At 64.1% G+C, this 17,119-nt stretch carries 18 protein-coding genes, 5 tRNA genes and 1 riboswitch; of the genes, 16 read left to right on the forward strand and 7 right to left on the reverse strand.

All coding sequences use genetic code 11. The features are described from left to right. Positions 1-309: 309 nt before the first annotated feature. The 5 genes from AC1DJB_RS10175 to AC1DJB_RS10195 all read right to left on the reverse strand — a co-directional run bounded on the left by AC1DJB_RS10175 (position 310) and on the right by AC1DJB_RS10195 (position 2,453). Positions 310-1,737 (reverse strand): amino acid permease, encoded by a 1,428-nt coding sequence (locus AC1DJB_RS10175; RefSeq protein ID WP_476910237.1) that lies wholly within the window; start codon positions 1,735-1,737, stop codon positions 310-312. Positions 1,738-2,005: 268 nt separating this feature from the next. Beyond that, positions 2,006-2,081: transfer RNA gene (locus AC1DJB_RS10180), tRNA-Gly, on the reverse strand. A 57-nt stretch (positions 2,082-2,138) separates the two neighbouring features. Further along, positions 2,139-2,213: transfer RNA gene (locus tag AC1DJB_RS10185), tRNA-Val, on the reverse strand. A 41-nt stretch (positions 2,214-2,254) separates the two neighbouring features. Next, positions 2,255-2,325, reverse strand: a tRNA-Cys gene (locus tag AC1DJB_RS10190). A 55-nt stretch (positions 2,326-2,380) separates the two neighbouring features. Beyond that, positions 2,381-2,453 (reverse strand) — tRNA-Gly (locus AC1DJB_RS10195). Between the two features lie 260 nt (positions 2,454-2,713). Here AC1DJB_RS10195 and AC1DJB_RS10200 point away from each other — a divergent pair. Next, a tRNA-Val gene (locus AC1DJB_RS10200) sits at positions 2,714-2,788 on the forward strand. Between the two features lie 76 nt (positions 2,789-2,864). Here the strand turns inward: AC1DJB_RS10200 and AC1DJB_RS10205 are convergent. After that, positions 2,865-4,013, reverse strand: a complete 1,149-nt coding sequence (locus AC1DJB_RS10205; RefSeq protein ID WP_476910193.1) for a GGDEF domain-containing protein — start codon at positions 4,011-4,013, stop codon at positions 2,865-2,867. 163 nt (positions 4,014-4,176) lie between these two features. Between AC1DJB_RS10205 and AC1DJB_RS10210 the strand changes: the two genes are divergently transcribed. The 14 genes from AC1DJB_RS10210 to hisF all read left to right on the forward strand — a co-directional run bounded on the left by AC1DJB_RS10210 (position 4,177) and on the right by hisF (position 15,836). Then, entirely contained in the window at positions 4,177-5,058 is an 882-nt protein-coding gene (locus AC1DJB_RS10210) for a cytochrome (protein WP_284990693.1), read from the forward strand. A gap of 50 nt (positions 5,059-5,108) precedes the next feature. Next, positions 5,109-5,675 (forward strand): peptide deformylase, encoded by a 567-nt coding sequence (gene def / locus AC1DJB_RS10215; RefSeq protein WP_059389087.1) that lies wholly within the window; start codon positions 5,109-5,111, stop codon positions 5,673-5,675. Continuing rightward, positions 5,672-6,592: a methionyl-tRNA formyltransferase gene (fmt, locus tag AC1DJB_RS10220; RefSeq protein ID WP_441437380.1), complete on the forward strand. Its 921-nt coding sequence runs from the start codon at positions 5,672-5,674 to the stop codon at positions 6,590-6,592. The genes def and fmt overlap by 4 nt, the downstream gene beginning before the upstream one ends. After that, the gene (locus AC1DJB_RS10225) at positions 6,589-8,139 is read left to right on the forward strand and encodes an RsmB/NOP family class I SAM-dependent RNA methyltransferase (protein WP_306962457.1); all 1,551 of its coding nucleotides are present in this window, start codon (positions 6,589-6,591) and stop codon (positions 8,137-8,139) included. The genes fmt and AC1DJB_RS10225 overlap by 4 nt, the downstream gene beginning before the upstream one ends. 93 nt (positions 8,140-8,232) lie before the next feature. Then, entirely contained in the window at positions 8,233-8,895 is a 663-nt protein-coding gene (gene rpe, locus AC1DJB_RS10230) for a ribulose-phosphate 3-epimerase (RefSeq protein ID WP_307054506.1), read from the forward strand. A 99-nt stretch (positions 8,896-8,994) separates the two neighbouring features. Then, positions 8,995-9,149: riboswitch (FMN riboswitch) on the forward strand. An 85-nt stretch (positions 9,150-9,234) separates the two neighbouring features. After that, positions 9,235-9,933 carry a nicotinamide riboside transporter PnuC gene (gene pnuC, locus AC1DJB_RS10235; RefSeq protein WP_284990753.1) on the forward strand — a complete coding sequence of 233 codons (699 nt, stop codon included), beginning with the start codon at positions 9,235-9,237 and terminating at the stop codon, positions 9,931-9,933. Continuing rightward, complete coding sequence (gene ribD / locus AC1DJB_RS10240; protein WP_284990688.1) at positions 9,930-11,081, forward strand: bifunctional diaminohydroxyphosphoribosylaminopyrimidine deaminase/5-amino-6-(5-phosphoribosylamino)uracil reductase RibD; 1,152 nt, start codon at positions 9,930-9,932, stop codon at positions 11,079-11,081. Before pnuC ends, ribD begins: the two co-directional genes overlap by 4 nt. Continuing rightward, positions 11,081-11,719, forward strand: a complete 639-nt coding sequence (locus AC1DJB_RS10245; protein WP_441437378.1) for a riboflavin synthase — start codon at positions 11,081-11,083, stop codon at positions 11,717-11,719. The genes ribD and AC1DJB_RS10245 overlap by 1 nt, the downstream gene beginning before the upstream one ends. 71 nt (positions 11,720-11,790) lie before the next feature. After that, on the forward strand, positions 11,791-12,411 hold the full coding sequence (gene ribB / locus AC1DJB_RS10250; RefSeq protein ID WP_370872257.1) for a 3,4-dihydroxy-2-butanone-4-phosphate synthase: 621 nt from the start codon (positions 11,791-11,793) through the stop codon (positions 12,409-12,411). After that, positions 12,408-13,109, forward strand: coding sequence for a GTP cyclohydrolase II (ribA, locus tag AC1DJB_RS10255; RefSeq protein ID WP_059389084.1), 702 nt, complete (start codon positions 12,408-12,410; stop codon positions 13,107-13,109). Before ribB ends, ribA begins: the two co-directional genes overlap by 4 nt. A 41-nt stretch (positions 13,110-13,150) precedes the next feature. Further along, entirely contained in the window at positions 13,151-13,636 is a 486-nt protein-coding gene (gene ribH, locus AC1DJB_RS10260) for a 6,7-dimethyl-8-ribityllumazine synthase (protein WP_441437377.1), read from the forward strand. Between the two features lie 117 nt (positions 13,637-13,753). Further along, positions 13,754-14,017, forward strand: a complete 264-nt coding sequence (locus AC1DJB_RS10265) for a phosphoribosyl-ATP diphosphatase (RefSeq protein ID WP_018778638.1) — start codon at positions 13,754-13,756, stop codon at positions 14,015-14,017. 158 nt (positions 14,018-14,175) lie between these two features. Then, positions 14,176-15,036, forward strand: coding sequence for an ATP phosphoribosyltransferase (gene hisG / locus AC1DJB_RS10270; protein WP_284990752.1), 861 nt, complete (start codon positions 14,176-14,178; stop codon positions 15,034-15,036). Between the two features lie 23 nt (positions 15,037-15,059). Continuing rightward, on the forward strand, positions 15,060-15,836 hold the full coding sequence (gene hisF / locus AC1DJB_RS10275; RefSeq protein WP_078105458.1) for an imidazole glycerol phosphate synthase subunit HisF: 777 nt from the start codon (positions 15,060-15,062) through the stop codon (positions 15,834-15,836). A gap of 88 nt (positions 15,837-15,924) precedes the next feature. On the opposite strand, the gene AC1DJB_RS10280 is transcribed toward hisF, so the two are convergent. Further along, positions 15,925-16,569 (reverse strand): TIGR03085 family metal-binding protein, encoded by a 645-nt coding sequence (locus tag AC1DJB_RS10280; protein WP_284990683.1) that lies wholly within the window; start codon positions 16,567-16,569, stop codon positions 15,925-15,927. An 89-nt stretch (positions 16,570-16,658) separates the two neighbouring features. On the opposite strand from AC1DJB_RS10280, the gene hisI reads away from it, so the two are divergent. Further along, complete coding sequence (hisI, locus tag AC1DJB_RS10285; protein WP_332603101.1) at positions 16,659-17,087, forward strand: phosphoribosyl-AMP cyclohydrolase; 429 nt, start codon at positions 16,659-16,661, stop codon at positions 17,085-17,087. The last annotated feature ends 32 nt before the right edge of the window (positions 17,088-17,119 follow it).

Genomic DNA, 17,119 nt, shown 5'->3' on the forward strand with positions numbered 1-17,119 from the left:
GCGGAGGGAGCTGTCCAGGCCGTAGCCCTTTCAGCGTCACCGTCGAGGTTGTCCACGAACTCGGAAGCGGCTCTCTGAACCGCATCTAGTCGTCGATAAAATCGGCGGTCTATTCGATCCCGTCCTTGATGGCTTCTTCACTGCCACCAACGAGGTCCTGAACTTTGCCCTTCAGATCGTCAAGTAATCCCACGGGCACCTCCCTTCAATCACGGAGCCAGTTCGCTCCTCCGTTCTCGATCCTAACCCGAGACCTTGGAGGTGCCAAGGGAAAATTTGACTGGAATGTCAAACGATCCTTGGAAAAGGTCACAGCTGCTTCTCGGGAGAAAGCTCCTGGTGGCGGGGGCTGTCCGGATCCATCAAGGAGTGCTTGCGACCGTAGCTGAAGTAGATGACCAGTCCGATGACCAGCCACACCACAAAACGCAGCCAGGTTTCCCAATGGAGCTGGAGCATGAGGAAGCCGGATGCGAGCATTCCGAAGGCCGGAACCACCGGCATGAACGGCAGCCGGAAGGTACGGGGCGCATTGGGCTTCTTGTAGCGGAAGATGATGACTGACAAGCACACCACCACAAACGCCGCGAGGATGCCGATATTGGTCAGGTCGGCGACGGCCTTGATGGGGAAGACGCCGGCGAGCAGCGCCGAGGCGATGCCTGCGATCCACGTGACGCGCTGCGGGGTGCCGTGCTTGTCGGTCCCCGCAAACCAGCCCGGGAGCAGGCCGTCACGGCTCATGGAGAACCAGACACGGGTGACGCCGAGCAGGAAGGTCAGCATCACGGTCAGGATGGACAGGACCGCGAATACGGAGATGATGGTGGCGATGACGGGCAAGCCGACTCCGGTGAAGGCGGAGGCGAAACCGGCGGTGGGATTGATGTCCTTGTAGTTCTGCATGCCGGTAAGTACCAGGGTGGCCGCTACGTAGAGGAGCATGGCGATGACAAGCGAAAGGACGATTGCCTTGGGCATGTGCTTCTTGCCGTCCTTGGCTTCCTCCGCGGCCGTACTCATGGCGTCATAGCCGAACACTGCGAAGAAGACCGTTGCGGAGCCGGCCAGGACCGGCCCGAAGCCGCTGGGCATGAATGGGTTGTAGTTGTTGGTGTTGATGTAGAAGATGCCCAGACCGATGATGAACAGAATGAGCACCACTTTGATGGCCACCGCCACGAGTTCGAAGCGGCCAAACGCCTTGGTTCCGCGGCTCAGGATCCAGGTGACCAGCAGGCAGACCAGGATGGCCGGAAGATTGATGACCCCGCCCTTCCCCTCGTCCACGGTGGAGGTCATCCAGGTGGGCATGTGGATGCCTATTCCGGCGAGGAATGCGTCAAAGTAGCCGGAGATGCCGATCGCGACGACGGCAACGATTGCGATGTACTCCAGCAGCAGGTCCCAGCCGATGAACCATCCGATGACCTCGCCAAGGGCGACGTAGCCATAGGTGTAGGCGGATCCGGCGCGGGGGATCATGCCCGCGAATTCGGCGTAGGAGAGTGCCGCGGCCGCAGAGGCAAGGCCCGCAACCAGGAACGAGATCAGCACGGCCGGGCCGACACCCGGGGTATCCGCGCTTCCGTGCGCCACGAGCCCGGCCAAGGAGAAGATCCCGACGCCGATGATGCCGCCGACGCCGATGGCCGTCAGTTGCCAGAGGCCCAGGCTTTTGAAGAGCCCGCTGTGCTTGCTTTCCTCCTCGATGTCGTCAATGGGTTTCTTCCTCATGATCGAGCGGACGAGAGTTTGTTGATTCACCATGTGCTCCTGCGTGTGGGCGTGGACGAATTAGGCCTGAAGAAAAGTATGCGAGCTGAATCACATTGGATAAAGTGATTTTTGCTGAGTGGTATTGATCAGTTCTGCTGATCTTTCGGGTGGGCGACACAGGTAGGCGGGGCGTAGTGGGTGGCTGCGGGCACAAAAAAAGCAGCTCCGGCGGAGCTGCTTGAACGGTGTCACTGCATTTGACCAGGTGCAATTGCGATGGAGGAAATGGAGCGGACGACGAGATTCGAACTCGCGACATCCACCTTGGCAAGGTGGTGCTCTACCAGCTGAGCTACGTCCGCACATGATGGTCATCCGGCCGGGGCCGGACGTTCATCAACAAGCAAGTTGCCTTGCCTTGGTGGGCGATACTGGGATCGAACCAGTGACCTCTTCCGTGTCAGGGAAGCGCGCTACCGCTGCGCCAATCGCCCAAATGCAATCCGGCCTGGACCGGAAACCAAGGTTTTCACCGAGGTGGGTACGGGATTCGAACCCGTGTATACGGCTTTGCAGGCCGCTGCCTCGCCTCTCGGCCAACCCACCGTGTAAGCACGATTCCTGGGGCTCCAAGAAGTCAATGCCGTGACAGTGTCCTGCGAGCGGACGACGAGATTCGAACTCGCGACATCCACCTTGGCAAGGTGGTGCTCTACCAGCTGAGCTACGTCCGCATAGTCTTCTTCGGCGGCCTGCCCGCAGGGGGCATTCCGTCGCTTTCCGACGAGTAAAAACTCTATAGGAGGTTCCGGGAAACTCCAAATCGATCTGCCGGAATCGTGAGCAATGGGCGTAAGTTCCTTGAATTGGCGCGGAATTTTCGAGTTACACGCTTGTGATTCTTGGGCATTTTCCTGGTTGTTGCCTAGCCGGCCGGCCCGATACTTTCCGGATTTTTGAATTCCGGCCGGGGTCGGTTAGTCTTCTTGTGCACGGGCGATTGGCGCAGTGGTAGCGCGCTTCGTTCACACCGAAGAGGTCACTGGTTCGAACCCAGTATCGCCCACCAAGAAGAGGTCCTGTGCGAAACATGGTTCATGTTTCGCACAGGACCTCTTGTCGTTGCTCGTGGATCCATCGCCCAATCACGCAAGGGGTGACGCCCGGACCACCCGGTTCCTTCCGAGTGACTTGGCTTCGTAGAGGGCCGCATCGGCGGCCGCAATCATCGCGGTGAGGTCGACGGCGTCGAACTCAGTTGACGTGACCCCGTAACTCACCGTTGGGACGTGGATGTCGTCGAGGCTCTTGGCTGCCGCCAAAGAGCGATTGATGTCGGCCGCGATGCTTTCAGCCCTTTCCTGGCTGGCTCCCGGCAAAAGCAGGATGAACTCTTCGCCCCCGTAGCGTCCGACCAGGTCCGTGGATCGTACCGACTCGGTGCACGCAGCCGCGAACGCCTGCAGTGCGGTGTCCCCGGCGGCATGACCGTACTCGTCATTGATCGCCTTGAAGTGGTCCAGATCGGCCAGGATCAATGAGGCGACCGAGTTTGTGGTGTGCAGGCGCTCGAGCTCCTTGGTGGCCAGCTCCATGAACGTGCCACGGTTGAGGAGCCCGGTCAGGTTGTCGCGGGCAGCGCGTTCGCTGAGCCGGTTGATCAACTGATCGTTGCTGAGGGCGGTCATGCTGAACGAGACGGCAACCAGGAGTATCAGCGTGACCAGGCTGGCCATGGAGGGGCCAAAATACAGGCGGAAGTTCGGTCCGCTTGGACCTTCGACGAGATACACGGACAGGCGGCAGAAATAGTAGGCCGCCAGGAATCCCGCGGCCAAGGCCATCGACTTGTGCACATGGGAGTAGCTGGAATCAAGTAGCCACAGATCGCGGGACGCCAACGCGATTCCCACAGTCATGAATCCCAGATAGACCAGGCCCCCGGACCACGTGTTGTGACCGGGGCTTTCCAAAATGGAGGCGATGGCCGTGACGCCACAGGCCGCGGCAAATTGCCACCGAGGCGGCGGTAACATCCTGAGGGACCGGGCGCCGGTCCACACACTGAACGCTCCGCCCACCAGGAGGACGTTTCCCGAGGGATTCGCCCAGACTTGATACGGCGTCCCGTTGAGAAGGAACGCAAGGTTGCCTGCGAGGAAGAAGAGGAGTGCGATGCACCACCACCCGTTGTAGGACGACCGCGTGCGCCTGAAGGATGCGTAGAACAAGAGGAGCAGGGTCAGGGCGACCACGCCTAGGGCGACTCGCAGTGTTGTTATATCGAGGACCAAGATGCGCTCCAGTAGCCGAGGACGTGACCAATTATGGCACCGTGAGTCAAGGAACCTTGCGCGCCATGCGTGGGGGCCTTGTGAATTACGGGACGGGGAAGTTCCGTCGACGGCCACCAAGGCTCCGCGTTTTCTTGTCGGCGGTGTGTGAAAGAGTTTTCTTATGACAGATCCACTGCTTGCCCATGCCACCGAATACGGCCGGATGTATGCCCGGTCCACGTCCGAGACTTTCTCGGTCCCTTCCATCACCACGGTGATCGGCCAGCAGGCCCATTCCCTGGACGGCTGGTTCGGCTACATGGGCGCCAGCAGCTTGGCGAAGGACCCGGAACTCCCGCAACATCTTTCCAGTCCTGCCAAGATGCGGCAGGCCGTCAACAAGGCAGCCAAGGCCGCGGAGGTGTACCGGGACGACGCCGCGCGCCGCGGCGACCGCGTGCACAACTACTGCGAGCAAGTGGCCCTCCGCGCCCTCGGACGCCCGCACCGCGTCAAGGAAACGCGTGAAGAGCTCGCTTCAAACGGCGAGGAAGCCTTCGCGGCCCGCTTCGATGAATGGTGGGAGTTGTACCGGGTGGAGCCCATCGCTCCCGAGATTACTGTCTGGAACTCAAGCGTTGGTTACGCCGGAACCTTGGACCTCGTCGCCAAAATCAACGGCAGGGTCTGCCTGATCGACTACAAAACCAAGGGCACAACCCGTGACGGAACAGTGAAACCGCTCGACGACAAGGTAGTGATGCAACTGGTTGCGGGCATGAAGGCCGAAGAAAGCCTCGTGGATCCGGTGGCCGGGGAGTGGGAACCGTGGAAATACGGTGAGAACCCGGTCCTGCTTGCGGTGGCTATCGGCGAGACCGAAGTGCGTCCCCAGCGGGCCAATCCGGACGTACTCAAGCACCACTGGTGGAAGTTCTGCGCCTTGAAGCGGGTGTGGGAGATGTCTGCCGATGTGGCCGCAGCGGGAACGGCGCTGCTCCCGGTAGCTCCGCCGTCGTACCCTGCCGCTGCAGCGCCCGCAGGCTCAACTAAACTGGCCTAGGCCCCTTTTGCCGGGACCGAAGCTTCGCCGATCGTGAGGAAAGACAGCACATGGCCATTTTGAGTATCCGTATCATCGGCGACCCCGTGCTCCGCACGGTTGCTGATCCAGTCACGGAATTCGGGCCTGAGCTCGCCAAACTGGTGGCGGACATGACCGAGACCATGGAGGACGTGGACGGTGCAGGGCTCGCCGCACCGCAGATCGGTGTCAGCCAGAGGGTCTTCACCTACCGGATCGGCGGGGTGGAAGGCCACATCATCAACCCCGTGCTTGAGAACAGCGATGACTTCCAGCCCGACGAGGTAGAGGGCTGCCTCTCCATTCCCGGACTCGCGTTCCCGGTTCGTCGCCGCAGGACCACCCGTGCAACCGGTGTGGACATCAACGGCAACACCGTGTCCGTGGAGGCGGAGGGCATGCTCGCGCGCTGCTTCCAGCACGAGACCGACCACCTGGACGGGATCCTGTTCACGGACCGCCTGGAGGGTGAGGACCGGAAAACCGCTCTCCGCGCCATCCGCGCGGCGAACTACCACTCCGTGACTGAACGGACCACGGCCAAGAGGGCCAACACCGTGGGCTCGAGCTTCGGCAGCTTCGGGGCCGCCGAATGAGGGTGCTCTTCGCCGGCACCCCGGCTGTCGCCGTCCCTTCCCTTGACGCGCTGATCGAGGCCGGATTCGAGATCGTCGCCGTGCTGACCAGGCCGGATGCCCCGACCGGCCGCAAGCGGATCCTGACGCCGTCTCCCGTGGCGGCACGTGCGGCTGAACTCGGCATCGACATCATCCACGCCTCGAAAGTGGACGCCGGGACCACCGAGCGGATCGCTTCGTATGAGCCGGACGTCGCCGCGATCGTCGCCTACGGGGGCCTCGTCCCCCAAGCCGCGCTCGGAGTACCGCGCCACGGCTGGATCAACCTCCACTTCTCCCTCCTCCCTGCCTGGCGCGGCGCGGCGCCGGTCCAACGCTCAGTCATCGCCGGTGACGACATCACCGGAGCCGCCACGTTCCTCCTGGAAGAAGGACTCGACACCGGACCGGTCTTCGGGACGTTGACGGAAACCGTGCGCCCCGAAGACACGGCCGGCGACTTGCTGGAGCGGCTCTCGCGCAGCGGGGCGGTCCTGCTCAGCCAGACGCTGTCCGCCGTCGAGTCCGGCAAAGCGGCGCCCCAGCCCCAGCAAGGCGATGTCTCGCTGGCGCCAAAACTGACGCTCGACGACGGCCGCCTCGACTGGACGCAACCGGCCCTCGCCATCAACCGCCGGTCCCGCGGCGTCACGCCCGAACCTGGAGCCTGGACCACGCTCGACGGACAGCGCGTCAAGCTGGAACCCGTCGGATTGCGCCCGGACATCCGGGACCTTGCGCCCGGCCAGGTCCGGGTTGACGGTAAGAACGTCCTGGTCGGGACCGGATCCCATGCAGTGCAGCTCGGGCGGATCCAGCCTGCGGGCAAGAAGATGATGCCGTCGGCCGATTGGGCCCGTGGTTTGGCAACACCAGAAAGCGTGGAATTCGAATGAATGAGTCCGGCCGGCGCGGCCCTAACAACAGCGGGAATCGGGACGGCGGGGGCCACGGCAACCGCGGTCCCCGGGGCGAGAGCATCCGCAACGCCCAAGGCCGCGAACGCAATAGGGGCCCGCAGCGCGGTTTCTCGACCAACGCACCGTCGCAGCGGACCCGGCGCGCGGATCCGGCACGATTGGTGGCGTTCGAAGTCTTGCGCGCAGTCGCTTCGGAAGACGCGTATGCGAACCTCGTGCTGCCCTCACGGATCCGCCACCACCACCTCGACAAGCGCGACGCCGGATTCGCCACCGAGCTGAGCTACGGGGCACTGCGCGGCCAGGGGATGTACGACGCCGTCCTGGCCGAGTGTGTCGACCGGCCGCTCGCCCAACTCGATCCGGCAGTCCTTGACGCGCTGCGGCTTGGCGCCCACCAATTGCTCGCCATGCGCGTTCCTGCCCACGCCGCACTCGACCAGACGGTCGGGTTGGCCCGCGCGGTCATCGGGGCCGGCCCGTCGTCGCTCATCAACGCAGTGCTTCGGAAAGTCACCGCCAAGACGCTGCCGGAGTGGCTCGACCACCTGCTGGAGAACGAGACCGACGAAACCAGGATCGCCTCCGTACGCCATGCGCACCCGGAATGGATTGTCAGGGCGCTGCGCCAGTCCCTCGTCATGCATGGACGTCCCGCGAGCGAAATCACCGAACTGCTCGAAGCCGACAATGCGGCGCCGGTGGTGAACCTCGTGGCGCTGCCCGGCATCGGCAATCTTGATGAAGCCCTGGAGAGCGGGGCCACCCCCGGCGAACTCGTCATCGATTCGGCGCTGTCCAGCGGCGGCGACCTCGGGCGCATGTCCTCCATCCGCGAAGGCACCACGCGCGTCCAGGACGTCGGATCCCAACTGGTAGCCCGCGCCGTCGCTGGTGTGGACCTCGGACAGTCCGCCAAGGACGGCGAGAAGTGGCTGGACCTGTGCGCCGGTCCCGGTGGCAAAGCAGCGCTGCTGGCGGCCCTCGCCCACCAGGAAGGTGCGACCCTCCTCGCGAACGAGCCCGCGGAACACCGGGCAAAGCTGGTCAGCCAAGCCCTCTCGGCGGTCCCGGCGGACGCCTGGACCGTACGGGTAGGCGACGGGCGCGACGTCGGCAAGGAACAACCGGAGACTTTCGACCGCGTGCTGGTCGACGTTCCCTGCAGCGGCCTTGGCGCGCTGCGCCGCCGCCCCGAATCACGGTGGCGCCGGACGCCCAAGGACCTTGCCGATCTCGGTCCGTTGCAGCGTGAACTGCTTAACTCGGCCATCGACGCCGTCAAGCCGGGCGGAGTAGTGGCGTACGTGACGTGCTCCCCGCACCCGGCCGAAACCACCGCCGTCGTCAGCGATGTCCTGCGCAAGCGGGACGACCTGGAGCAGATCGACTCCGGCGCGGCCCTGGATGCCGTCAGCCTGAGCGGCAACCTGGGCGCCGGGCACGGGTTGACCGCCCAACTGTGGCCGCACGTGCACCAAACCGATGCGATGTTCCTGGCCCTTATCCGGAAGAAGCCGTAACCTTCGGCGTCTTTCCCCGGCTGAAAGTCCCGCGTGCCTAAGCTGGAGAACTGCCAAACCACCCAGACCGCCACCAACACTGAGGGAACTGCCTTGACTGAGTGCTGTATCAACCCGAGCATCCTGTCCGCGGATTTCGTGAACCTGGAAGCCGAGCTGAAGAGAATCAGCAACGCCGACGCCGTCCACGTCGATGTGATGGACAACCACTTTGTCCCGAACCTGACGCTCGGCCTGCCGGTCGTGGAGCGGATCCAGGCCGTCAGCCCGGTCCCGCTCGACGCCCACCTGATGATCGCCGACGCCGACCGCTGGGCACCGGCCTACGCCGACGCGGGCGTGGCTTCCGTGACCTTCCATGCGGAAGCGGCGATGGCTCCCATCAAGCTCGCCCGTGAGCTCCGTGCCCGCGGTTCGAAGGCGGGCATGGCCCTTCGTCCGGCTACGCCGGTGGAACCGTACCTGGACATGCTCAGCGAACTGGACATGCTCCTCATCATGACCGTGGAACCGGGCTTCGGCGGGCAGTCCTTCCTTGACGTGACGCTGCCCAAGATCCGTCGGGCGCGTGCCGCGATCGACGGCTCGGGTGTCGGCGTGGCAATCCAGGTGGACGGCGGCGTCACGGAGGAGACCATCGTCCGGGCAGCCGAAGCCGGCGCGAATGTGTTCGTTGCCGGATCCGCCGTCTATGGCCACGAGGATCCGGCTGCCGCGATTGAGCGGCTGCGCGCCGCCGGCCTCGCGGCAATGTGACCGGCCCCGCGGCAATGTGACAACAATGACGCAATTGCCTGCATATTGGTCGGGGAATACATCAGCCATTCCTCCAGTTGTGTCAGAATAGCAATACACATACGTGCTCCGGGGTCGGTGTAATTCCGAACCGGCGGTTATAGTCCGCGACCCGCGAGCCATCGCGTTTCCTTCACGGGAATCACGGCGGCGGACGGTTGAACTGGTGGAATTCCGGTACCGACAGTTAAAGTCTGGATGGGAGAAGCACGTACAGTCATGCTTTGGGCGCTCCGTGCGCCCGGCATCGCGCTGTCGTACACCCCCGGAGCCATCGCGGCATTCGAGGGAAGGAACGACATGGACTTTCTGCGATGGCTCTTCGAAGCACAGATTCCCGTAGGCGGATCTGTGCTTGTTCTTCGCGAAGTGCTAGGCAATATTTTCGGGCTCGCCAGCGCCCTGGGCGGCATGCGCCGCAAAGTCTGGGCATGGCCCATCGGGATCGCAGGCAACGTGCTCCTGCTGACCGTCTTTCTTGGCAACGTCTTCGGTGCCGCCTCACCGGCAACCCTCTGGGGCCAGGCCGGACGACAGATCATGTTCATCAGCGTCGCCGCCTACGGCTGGTACCGCTGGCGCCAAGGCCTCCAAGCAGGCACCCACGGCCACGCCATTGTGCCCGGCTGGGCAAGCCCCAAAGTGCGGATCGGAATGCTGGCCGCCATGATTGCCGGAACAGCCGCACTCACCCCCGTCTTTGATTCCATGGGCTCCTACCCGCCCGTGTGGGCTGATGCCTGGACCTTTATGGGTTCACTCTTGGCAACGTATGGGATGGCGCGCGGCTGGACCGAATTCTGGTTGATCTGGGTTGCCGTGGACATTGTCGGAGTTCCGCTGCTTTTCAGCGCGGGCTACTTTGCCAGTGCGTTTATGTATCTCTTTTACGGGTTCTTCACACTCGCCGGATTCTTCGTCTGGTGGCGTGCGGACCGACGGGAAAGCCAGCCGCTCAGGGCAACAGCCGAGCCGGAAACCGCAGGAGCCCTCTCATGAGCGATGCCATTAACCCGAAATTTTCGGAAGCTGAGTCGGCGGCCATGGAGACCGCACTCCACGTGGCCCTCCGGGGACACCGTGGCGCCAATCCCTTGGTGGGAGCAGTAGTGCTCGGGCCCAAGGGAGAGCAACTCATCACGGGCTACCACCGGGGCGCCGGCACCCCCCACGCCGAGGCGGACGCGATCACCAAAGCGCAGGCAAGAGGCCTCGACCTCGCCGGAACCACCATGGTGGTCACCTTGGAGCCCTGCAACCACGTGGGCCGCACGGGACCGTGCACCCAGGCGATCATCGACGCCGGCGTATCGCGAGTGGTTTACGCCGTGGACGACCCCCACGATCCGGCAGCGGGAGGGGCCGCGAGGCTGCGCGCTGCCGGTGTGGACGTGCGGTCCGGGCTGGCCGCCGCCGAGGCCTTGAAGCTGAACCGGGAGTGGTTCAATGCGGTGGAGGCGAGGCGCCCGTTCGTCACTCTTCACATTGCCCAGACCCTGGACAGCAGGATCGCGGCCGCGGACGGGACCAGCCAATGGATCTCCAGTCCGGAATCGTTGGCCGACAACCACGGACTGCGCCGCTTGATCGACGCCATTCTGGTGGGTACCGAAACCGTCCTGGTGGACAACCCGCGGCTGACGGCACGGGAAGAGAACGGCGATGAATCGCCAAGCCAGCCACTCCGGGCCGTCATGGGTCTACGGGAGGTCCCGGCGGACGCCGCCGTGCGGGGGACTGACGGGAAGTTCGTCCATTTACCGACACGCGACCCTTCCGAAGCTTTGGAGTTGCTCTTCGCCGAAGGCGTCCGGCACGTCATGGTGGAAGGCGGCTCCCGCATCCTGAGCGCCTTCCTTGCCGCTGGCCTTGTGGATGAATTGATCGTCTATCTTGCGCCGACCTTGTTGGGCTCCGGTACGCCGGCCCTGACGGATCTGGGCATCTCCACCCTCGCAGACGCCCAGCACTGGAACTGGGACGACGCCGGTGGCGGTGCGGTCCATGCACTGGGCCGCGACCTCCGGCTGCATCTGAGGTCCGGCCCGTCGGATGGAAACAAACCGGCGTGGACGAAGTCGCACACCGAACACCATGAACCATTTCCGGGCAAGGACGCCTCGGACACCACTACAGGAGGACACTGATGTTTACCGGAATCGTTGCTGAACAAGGCACGGTCCTGTCCGTCGAGCACGACGGCGAGGCCAGCGCTACGCTGCGCCTCATGGCCCCCAGCACCACCGAAGGGCTTGGCTTGGGCGGCTCCATCGCGGTCAACGGCGTGTGCCTTACCGCCACGGACATCGACGGCCGGGAGTTCAGCGTTGACGTCATGGGCGAAACCCTCGTCCGCACCACCATCGGCGAACTGGCCGCGGGTGACACCGTGAACCTCGAACGGTGTGTCCAGGCGGGCGGCCGCCTGGACGGCCACGTCGTGCAGGGCCACGTCGACGGCGTCGGGCAGCTTCTGGAGCGCGAGTCGCTCGGCAATTGGGACCGGCTCCGCTTCGGCGTGCCGGCCCCGCTGGCACGGTACATCGCCGAAAAGGGGTCCATCGCCGTCGACGGCGTTTCACTCACCGTCACTGCCGTCAGCCCGGCCGAAGCAGAGAACCCCTGGTTTGAAGTGGGGCTCATTCCCACCACGCTGGACGAAACCGGACTCGGGGCCAAGGCCACGGGCGGGCGCGTCAACCTTGAGGTGGACGTTCTCGCGAAATACACCGAGCGCCTTTTGTCCTTCCGTGCGCCAGCAACCACCGGCGGGGCTGCCCAGTGAGCGCCGCACACAACGGCAGCACCACGGTGGTGCGCCAAGGGCTGGACCCCGTTGAAAAGGCCGTGCAGGCGATGGCGGCCGGCCGTCCCGTCATTGTCGTGGACAATGAAGACCGCGAAAACGAGGGCGACATCATCTTCGCCGCCGAACACGCGACGCCTGCACTCATGGGCTGGACCATCCGCTACAGCTCGGGCGTCATTTGCGTCCCCCTCGAAGGGGCGCGGGCCGATGCCCTGGCGCTGCCGCCCATGGTCCTGGTCAATGAAGATGCCAAGGGCACGGCCTACACGGTGTCCTGTGATGCCGCTGTGGGCGTAAGCACCGGGATTTCCGCCACGGACAGGGCCCTGACAGCCCGGATTCTGGCTGATTCCAGCAGCACGCCGTCCTCGATCACACGGCCCGGGCATATTTTTCCGCTCCGGGCCGTTAATGGGGGAGTGCGTGAACGTCCGGGGCACACGGAAGCGGCAGTTGATCTCTGCCGGCTTGCGGGGCTCGCCCCGGTGGGCGTGATCGCCGAGTTGGTACATGACGATGGTGAAATGATGCGCCTGGACAGCCTCCGGGAGTTCGCTGCGGAGCATGGATGTCCTCTGATTTCGATCGAGGATCTCGTTGCTTATGTTGTAGCGTCGGAGGCTGGGAACCAGGTTGCAATTCCGGCAGGAAACGAGGAGCAGCGATGACTACAGCGACAACGCACGACGGCGGCACTCCGGCGCGCGCAACGCATCCGGTGAGCGGCGGCCCGATTGTCCAGCTACCCACCGCCTTCGGTGAGTTCGTGGCACAGGCGTGGACCGACCTTGCTACCGGTGCGGAGCACCTGGCCGTGAGTTCCCCGAAGGCGCCGCTCGAAGGCAAGGCCCCGCTGGTGCGCCTGCACTCGGAGTGCCTCACGGGCGACGTTTTCGGTTCGTACCGCTGCGATTGCGGCGAACAGTTGGCCTATGCCCTCGAGCTGATCCGGGAAGAGGGCGGCACGTTGCTCTACCTGCGCGGACAGGAAGGCCGCGGCATCGGTCTCGCAAACAAGATCAAGGCCTACGCACTGCAAGAAGCCGGATTCGACACGGTCGAGGCCAACGAGCAGCTCGGGCTGCCGGTGGATGCACGCTGCTACAAAGCGGCTGCCCAGATCCTTGCCGAAATGGGCCTCCACGAAATCCGCCTCCTGAGCAACAACCCGGACAAGCAGAACCGGCTTGCCGCGGCCGGCGTGAAGGTTGTCGAGATGGTGCCCACCGAGGTTCCGTCCCGTGAAGAAAACCTTCGGTACCTTCAGACCAAGAAGGACCGGATGGACCACCGCCTGACCCTCGGTGACACCGAACCAGCCGGCACCCACGCTTCCGCCGGCACATTTGACCTCGAACAAGACTGAACTTCACCTACAAGCCTGACTGAACGGACTAACACACACCCATGAGCGGACACGGCGGCCCCACCATCGACCTCACCACCCTCAACCCGGCGGAAACCCACCAGCTGAAGCTCGCCATCGTGGCGGCCAGTTGGCATACCCAGATCATGGACGGGCTCCTCGACGGAGCACTGCGTGCCGCGAAGGAAGCCGGCATTGCCGAGCCCACTGTGCTGCGCGTCCCGGGATCCTTTGAGCTTCCCGTCGCGGCTGCACGGCTCGCGCCGCATTTCGACGCGGTCGTCGCCCTCGGCGTCGTCATCCGCGGCGGGACGCCGCACTTTGAGTACGTGTGCCAGGCGGCGACGGCGGGACTCACTGAAGTCAGCGTCCGCACCGGGGTGCCGGTCGGCTTCGGCGTGCTCACGTGCGACACCGAACAGCAGGGCCTGGACCGGGCCGGACTGGAAGGCTCGTCCGAGGACAAGGGGCACGAGGCCGTGACCGCTGCGCTCTCCACGGCACTGACCCTCAAGCAGTACACCTAGCAAATCGACGAAAGGGATGTGGGCATAACCGCGCACCTTGTGCGTTCGCTCACATCCCTTCCGTCATGCAATGACCCGACAGGCGGGCACCGCCCCCGAGCAAGTAGGCTGTAGGGCGTGAAGAATTTCGAGACGCTGTTCGCAGAACTGAGCGAAAAGGCAGCGACCCGTCCGGCAGGCTCCCGCACCGTCGCCGAATTGGACTCCGGAATCCACGGCATCGGCAAGAAGGTCGTGGAGGAAGCCGCCGAAGTCTGGATGGCTGCGGAGTATGAGTCCGATGAAGCCGCGGCCGAGGAAATCTCCCAGTTGCTCTACCACCTGCAGGTCCTGATGCTCGCCAAGGGACTGAGCCTGGAAGACGTTTACAAGCATCTCTAGCCACGTCCGCTTCGTCAGGACCTGGCAAGGTCCCACCGGAGCCCCAGCGTGGCCCCCGCGCTCACTGCATGTTCCCTCTGAGAAAAGTCTCATCTGAGAACAGTGCTGTGGGCACCATGCCTGAAACACTTACCTTCCACCCCCAAGAAAGTCCCAACATGCTGCGAGTAGCCGTCCCCAACAAGGGATCCCTGTCCGAAGCCGCCTCCGCGATGCTGTCCGAGGCGGGATACCGCCAGCGCCGCGATACCCGCGAACTGGTCATGGTCGATCCCGACAACGACATTGAGTTCTTCTTCCTCCGCCCCCGCGACATCGCCGTGTATGTCGGCCAAGGAACGCTCGACGTCGGCATCACGGGTCGAGACCTCCTGCTGGACGCGCAGGTCGAAGCGGAAGAGCTGCTTCCCCTTGGCTTTGCCGCGTCCACCTTCCGCTTCGCCGGCCCCGTCGGCGACTTCTCCGCCGTCGAGCAGCTTGAAGGCAAGCGCCTCGCCACGAGCTACGACGGCCTCCTGCGCGATTACCTCGCCGAGCGGGGCGTCAAAGCCAAGGTGGTCCGCCTCGACGGCGCCGTGGAGTCTTCCGTGCGCCTCGGCGTCGCAGACGCGATCGCCGACGTCGTCGAGACCGGAAACACGCTCAAAGCAGCCGGAATGGAGATCTTCGGCGAGCCCATCCTCAAGTCCGAAGCCGTCCTGATCCGTCGCACCGGCGAAGGTGGTGCCGCAAACGGCACCGTGAAGGAAATCGAGGTCCTGATCCGGCGCCTGCAGGGCGTGCTCGTGGCCCGCCAGTACGTCCTCATGGACTACGACATCCGCAAGGACCTCGTGGAAGAAGCCGCAACCCTCACCCCGGGCCTCGAATCGCCCACGGTGTCGCCGCTGCGCGACTCGGACTGGGTTGCCGTTCGCTCCATGGTTCCGAAGAAGGAAACCAACCGGATCATGGACGAGCTGTACGACCTTGGCGCCCGCGCGATCCTGGTCAGCAGCATCCACGCCTGCCGCATCTGACACGAGACAATCCAGGAGTAGCAATGGCTGTAGCAGTACGGGTCATCCCGTGCCTAGATGTCGACGCCGGCCGGGTGGTGAAGGGCATCAACTTCGAGGGTCTTCGCGACGCCGGAGATCCCGTCGAGCTGGCGCACCGCTATGACAACGCCGGGGCGGACGAGCTCACATTCCTTGATGTCACGGCGTCTTCCGGCAACCGGGAAACTACGTTCGACGTCGTTCGGCGCACTGCCGAGGAAGTCTTCATCCCGCTGACGGTCGGCGGTGGTGTCCGTGGCGTGGCCGAAGTGGACAAGCTCCTGCGTTTCGGCGCGGACAAGGCCTCCATCAACACGGCCGCCGTCGCACGCCCTGATGTCATCGACGAGATCACACGCCACTTCGGCTCACAGGTGCTGGTCCTGTCAGTGGACGCGCGGCGCACGAGGCCCGGCTCCGAGCCCACGGCCTCCGGCTTTGAGGTGACCACCCACGGCGGACGCCAGGGCACCGGAATCGACGCCATTGCGTGGGCCAAGGAAGCCGCGGACCGCGGTGTGGGGGAGATCCTCCTGAATTCCATCGACGCCGACGGCACCAAGGACGGTTTCGACCTCGAACTCATCCGCCTGGTCCGTGCGGCAGTCCACATCCCGATCATCGCTTCCGGTGGCGCTGGAAAGCCGGCGCATTTCCCGCCCGCGGTGGAGGCAGGTGCCGATGCCGTGTTAGCGGCTTCGGTGTTCCACTTCGGTCCGGATGACATGATCGCCCAGGTCAAGGCAGCGATCCGCGAAGCAGGCTTCCTGGTCCGCTAGCGGGTCCCGCCCAACTAGCTCGCAGTTGTTGTCGTTTTGAGCCCTCATAGCGACAACAACTGCGAGCTAGTTGGGGTTAAAGAGCAGGTTAGAGGCCGACTTCGGCTGACTGGAGGAGGGCGACGGCGTCGGGCTGGCCTTCGAAGGTGACGAGCGCGTGATGCGTGCGGCCGTGGGCGTGCATCAGGAGTTCACCGGGCTCGCCCACGATGGCGACGGATACGGGTGCCCGCTTGGCAACATGGCGCGGACCGGTAGGGCGGACCAACACGATTCCGAGGTCCACGCCGCGGTAGAGAATGGCGGCACGCTTGATCAGTTCATCCCACAGGGCGTCCGAGTATTCCTCGTCCAAGGCACGGGGGGCCCAGCGGTCTCCGGCCCGGCGGATGTCTTCCGTGTGCACGAAATACTCAATGAGGTTCGAGGACTCGTCGAGGGCCTTGATCTTCAGGGGAGACAACGCCGGTGGCCCCGAGCGGAAGGTATTCACCAGCTCGGCGTAATCTTCCGGCGTTTTGAGCTTCGAGGCCAGTTTGGCCGTGGCTTTATCGGAGGCCCTGGCGAGGCTCTTGATGAGCAAGCCGATACCGACGGCCGCTTTGCGCTCCCGCAAGTACAAGTGCGCCGCGAGGTCCTTTGTCAGCCACCCTTCGCAGAGCGTGGGGGAGTCAGGTCCGGCCGCCAGGAGTGTTTCGGCCAGTACTTCGCGGGAGGGATCGACGAAATGCATCACTTGTGAAACTAGCACGAGACGCGCTCTGTTGCGCAGTGGAACCGCCGCTGAATTTCGGCTCCATTTGAGGCACTAGACTTGATCTGATGTCTGAGCAGTCAACACCCCCAGCCACGCCCGCCGCCGCTTTCGCCGCGGAGCCCGCCGTCGCGCCCGTCAGCCCGCTCCCGCACGAGCTGGCCACCGCGCTGAAGCGCGATTCCGCCGGTCTCGTGGCAGCGATCATCCAGCAATTCGATACCGACGAAGTGCTGATGCTCGGCTGGATGGACGACGAAGCTTTGCACCGGACCCTGACTACGGGACGCGTGACCTTCTACTCCCGCTCCCGCCAGGAATACTGGCGCAAGGGAGACACCTCCGGGAACGTCCAGTTCGTGAAATCGGTGGCCCTGGATTGCGACGGCGATGCCCTCCTGGTCCGCGTCGACCAAGTGGGTGCGGCCTGCCACACCGGTACACGCACCTGCTTCGATGACCGCAGCCTCGCAGCCGTGACAGGCGAGCGGGACTAGCCCACCACACACCATCCACTGAGGCAAGCACA

Source organism: Arthrobacter sp. 01T428, assembly GCF_056398685.1.